This window comes from Anaerolineae bacterium (assembly GCA_014360855.1).
Taxonomy (GTDB): domain Bacteria; phylum Chloroflexota; class Anaerolineae; order JACIWP01; family JACIWP01; genus JACIWP01.
In genome coordinates this window covers 1-4,122 of the sequence record JACIWP010000262.1, presented here as the reverse complement: position 1 = coordinate 4,122, position 4,122 = coordinate 1, and the positions used below count along the sequence as shown (strand labels likewise).

Sequence of the window (4,122 nt, the reverse complement as noted above, 5' to 3'; positions counted from 1 at the left end):
GACAAAGCCAGGCGCCACGGCGTTCACGGTGATATTGCGCGAGGCCAGCTCGCGCGCCACCGCCTTGGTCAGCCCATGGATGCCGGCCTTGGCCGCCGAGTAGTTGGCCTGGCCGGCGTTCCCCGCCAGGCCGGAGACCGAGGAAATGCTGATGATGCGGCCGTAGCGCTGGCGCATCATCGGCCTGGCGGCGGCCTTCATGGCGTGGAACGCGCCCTTGAGGTTGGTGTTCAGCACGGCATCCCATTCCTCTTCGGACATGCGCACCAGCAGGTTGTCCCGGGCAATGCCGGCGTTGTTGACCAGGATGTCGAGCCGGCCGAAGGCCTCCAGCGCGGCATCAATAAGGCGTTGGGCGTCCTCCATGCGGCTGACATCCGCCTGGACAGCAATGGCCTCGCCGCCGGCGGCGCGGATTTCCTCGACGACTTCCTGGGCGGCGCCGGCGTTAGAGACATAGTTGACGACCACCTTGGCGCCCTGGGCGGCCAGGGCCTTGGCGATGGCGCGGCCGATGCCGCGCGAACTGCCGGTGACCACTGCTACTCTGCCGTGCAGGTCAAACATGCTGAGCCGTCCTCCGTTTCAAACACTGCCTGTTATTATACAGGGGTTTCGGGCGATGACAAGGCCAGGAGGTGCGCTGTTCCGTCCGGGCTGTCTACGCTCCAGGCCTCGGCCTGCGGCGCGATGCGGGCGACCAGGCCGCTGAGCACACTGCCAGGTCCTGTTTCCACAAACCGGCTCACGCCGGTCTCCAGCATGTAGCCCACGGAATCGGACCAGCGCACCGGGCTGATGAGCTGACGGATCATGTCGGAGCGGATTTCCTCGGGGTCCTCCAGCGGTCGGGCGGTGACGTTGGAGATGATCGGGATGGCCGGCGGGCGGATGGGCACCGCCTCGGCCGCCGAGCGGAATTGCTCCGCCGCTTTCTCCATTAAGGGGGAGTGGAAGGCGCCGCTGACCGCCAGCGGCACCACGCGGCGGGCGCCGGCGGCTTTCGCCAGTTCCATGGCCCGCCCCAAGGCCGGGCGCGCGCCGGAGATGACGAGCTGGTCCGGGGAATTATCGTTGGCGATGCCGACATGGGCGCCGGTTTCGGCGGCGGCCTGCTGGCAGACCCGCTCCAGCTCGGTGCGGGACAGGCGGATGATCGCGGCCATGCCGCCGGCTTGTTCCGCGGCGGCGTTATGCATCGCCTCGGCGCGGGCCTGCACCAGCCGCAGGGCATCCTCAAAGGCCAGCGCGCCGGCGGCCACCAGGGCGCTGAAATGGCCCAGGCTGTGGCCGGCCAGAAAGGCCGGCGAGGGCGCATGGAGCGAGCACATCCATTCCCAGAAGGCCAGGCTGGTTACCAGGATAGCCGGCTGGGCATGGCGGGTTTCCGTGAGCTTTTCCTCCGGTCCCTCGAAGCATAGCTGGGCCAGGGGTATCCCCAGCACGGATTCGGCGTGTTGAAAGAGGGAGCGCGCCGGCGGGAAGGAGTCATACAGGGCGCGCCCCATACCCACGCGTTGGGAACCCTGACCGGGGAACAGATATGCCAGGGTGCCCATAGGTTACGAATCCTGGCTGTCCCGGATCAGGTTGACGCAATGGTGGAGGGCCTGCTCCGCCTCAGCGATGATGTCCTCGATGATCTGGCGGGCCGGCTTGATGTCATTGACCAGGCCGGCGCTCTGGCCGGCCATGAAGGTGCCGTTTTCCCAGTCCCCTTCGCGGGCGGCCCGCCGCAGGGCACCCGTGCCAAAGGAGATGATCTCCGCTTCACTGGCGCCTCTCTGTTCGAGCTCCACGAATTTGCGGGAGAGAGGGTTGCGCAGGGAGCGAACGGGATGGCCCAGCGCGGCACCGGAGACCATGGTACTGCGGTCGCCGGCCTCGATAATGCGGCGTTTGTACTCCGGGTGAACGGTGCATTCCTCGGCGCAGATGAAGCGGGTCCCCATCTGCACGCCGGCCGCGCCCAGCGCCAGGGCGGCGGCCAGACCGCGTCCGTCAGCGATGCCGCCGGCGGCGATGACCGGGATATCCACTGCGTCGACAACCTGCGGCACCAAGGGCAGGGTCGCCACGTCGCCGATATGGCCGCCGGATTCCATGCCCTCGGCGATAATGGCGTCGGCGCCGGCCTTTTCCAGCCGGCGGGCCAGGGCCACGGACGCCACCACGGGGATGACGATGATGCCGGCCTCCTTCAGGCGCTTGATGGCCGGCCCGGGGTTGCCGGCGCCGGTTGTCACGACCGGCACGCGCTCCTCAATGCAGACGTCGATGACGGCATCGGCATATTCGGAGAAAAGCGGGATATTGACACCGAAGGGTTTGTCGGTGAGCCGGCGGAGCTGGCGAATCTGGTCCCGCACATAGTCGGGTGGGGCGTTGCCGCCGCCGAGGATGCCCAATCCGCCGGCCTCCGAGACCGCGGCGCTCAATTCGGCCGTCGCTACCCAGGCCATGCCCCCCTGGAGGATGGGGTGCCGGATGTTCAGCAGGTCACACAGGCGGGTGTGGATCACGCGTCACTCTCCTGATGAAAGATGATATCGCACGGGGAAACCCCGGGAATGCTCGCCGGCCAGGAGAGGCCTGCGCCGGCGAGGCACCCCCTGTACGTTCGGAGAGTGGCCGGCGCCGCCTCACTTTTCCTTGGCGACCTCTATCACTTCCACGCCCCGGTAATGGCCGCAGTGCGGGCAGATATGATGCGGAAGCCGCAGCTTGTGGCAGTTCGGGCATGGAACCAGATTGATCTTTTTCAATGCATGATGACTGCGGCGGTTGCCGCGGCGAACGGTAGAGACCTTACGTTTCGGCAGCGCTCCCATGTTTATAACCCCTTTTTCGTAAAGATGTTGCGCTCGGAATCCCGCATTACTCTTCGGACAGCGTCTTTTTCAGCCGGGCCAACGCTTCCCAGCGGGGATCGACGGGCTTTTCCTCGCACCGGCACGGCTCTGTGTTCAGGTCTGCGCCGCAGTCCGGGCAGATGCCGCGGCAGTCCGGCCGGCAAAGCGGATGCAGGGGCAGGGCCAGTAACAGCTCCTGCCGCACCACCTCGTGCAGGTCAAGGATGTGTTTCTCGTCAATCATGACCTCCGGTGTGACGTCCTCGTCATGCGACCAGTCGATGAACAGGCCGGTCTTCAGGTCAATGCTGGGGAAGTACTCCTCCTCCAGCGTGATCTCCAGCGGGACGTCCACGTCGGCCAGACAGCGCACGCACTGCATGCGGACCGTCTGCGTCAGCACGGCGGTGACCAGGATACCGCGCTGGGTGCGCATCAGCGTGACGCGATCGCTGTGGATCGGACCGATCAGCACCAGGTCCGGGTCCTCGATGCCGCTGGGCTCGTCCAGGACGTAGTGGCGGACGGACCCGATCGGTTCCTGTAGCAGTTTTGCGACATTGTATAACATTGTTACCTCATTGCCGGCGCGAGCATCTACAAAGAGGCCGGCAAGGGAATTATTATAGGCTAGGAAGGGAAAAGTGTCAAAGTTTCGAACCACTGGCGCCAGCGGATCGTCCCTGGAATGCCCCCGGGAGGTTGAGGCCATGATGGGGACGCCGGCTTCATAAGGCATCGCCGCAGTCTCCAGCCCCGGGCCGATAGCGGATGGCTATCTCTTCACTTTTCCTCCACTCTCCCTTGACGTGCCCCGCCATATGTGTTAGCATGAAGCCGGCAGTGCGGGGCACTGCGTATTCGTCGGCTGTTTCCCAGAGGGTCGAAAGGAGACCATCCCATGAGTGGGCCGGCAAAACTGTACGTGGATTACCTGACCAAGGAGGGCTACCGCCCTACCGTCGATTCCGACGGCGATGTGGTGTTCATGCACGAAGGGGGAACGTATTACATTGACATTGACACCAACGATCCCCAGTACTTCCGACTGGTGTTTCCCAACTTCTGGGAGATCGAAAGCGCCGATGAGCTGGCGCGCGTCATGGTCGCCGCCAATTACGCCACCATGCGCACGAAAGCGGCCAAGATTTACGTGCGCAGTGATGGGCAGAACACCGTGGCGAGCATTGAGATGTTCTTCGCCAAACCTGAGCAGTTCCGGGAGGTGTTTCATCGCGCCATGTCGGCACTGCAGGCCAGCCTCATCAAT

General features: G+C 64.7%; 6 protein-coding genes. 1 reads left to right on the top strand and 5 read right to left on the bottom strand.

The features are described 5' to 3' along the window. From H5T60_12290 to H5T60_12270, 5 genes are all read right to left on the bottom strand, one after another. A partial coding sequence (locus tag H5T60_12290; protein MBC7243212.1) for a 3-oxoacyl-ACP reductase FabG occupies positions 1 to 567 on the bottom strand: 567 nt, incomplete at its 3' end. 35 nt (positions 568 to 602) lie between these two features. Then, entirely contained in the window at positions 603 to 1,559 is a 957-nt protein-coding gene (gene fabD, locus H5T60_12285; GenBank protein MBC7243211.1) for an ACP S-malonyltransferase, read from the bottom strand. Between the two features lie 3 nt (positions 1,560 to 1,562). After that, positions 1,563 to 2,522: an enoyl-[acyl-carrier-protein] reductase FabK gene (fabK, locus tag H5T60_12280; protein MBC7243210.1), complete on the bottom strand. Its 960-nt coding sequence runs from the start codon at positions 2,520 to 2,522 to the stop codon at positions 1,563 to 1,565. Between the two features lie 120 nt (positions 2,523 to 2,642). After that, a complete protein-coding gene (gene rpmF, locus H5T60_12275) occupies positions 2,643 to 2,831 on the bottom strand; it encodes a 50S ribosomal protein L32 (protein MBC7243209.1) in 189 nt (62 codons plus the stop codon). A gap of 46 nt (positions 2,832 to 2,877) precedes the next feature. Continuing rightward, positions 2,878 to 3,423: a DUF177 domain-containing protein gene (locus H5T60_12270; GenBank protein MBC7243208.1), complete on the bottom strand. Its 546-nt coding sequence runs from the start codon at positions 3,421 to 3,423 to the stop codon at positions 2,878 to 2,880. A gap of 330 nt (positions 3,424 to 3,753) precedes the next feature. Between H5T60_12270 and H5T60_12265 the strand changes: the two genes are divergently transcribed. After that, a partial coding sequence (locus tag H5T60_12265; GenBank protein MBC7243207.1) for a hypothetical protein occupies positions 3,754 to 4,122 on the top strand: 369 nt, incomplete at its 3' end.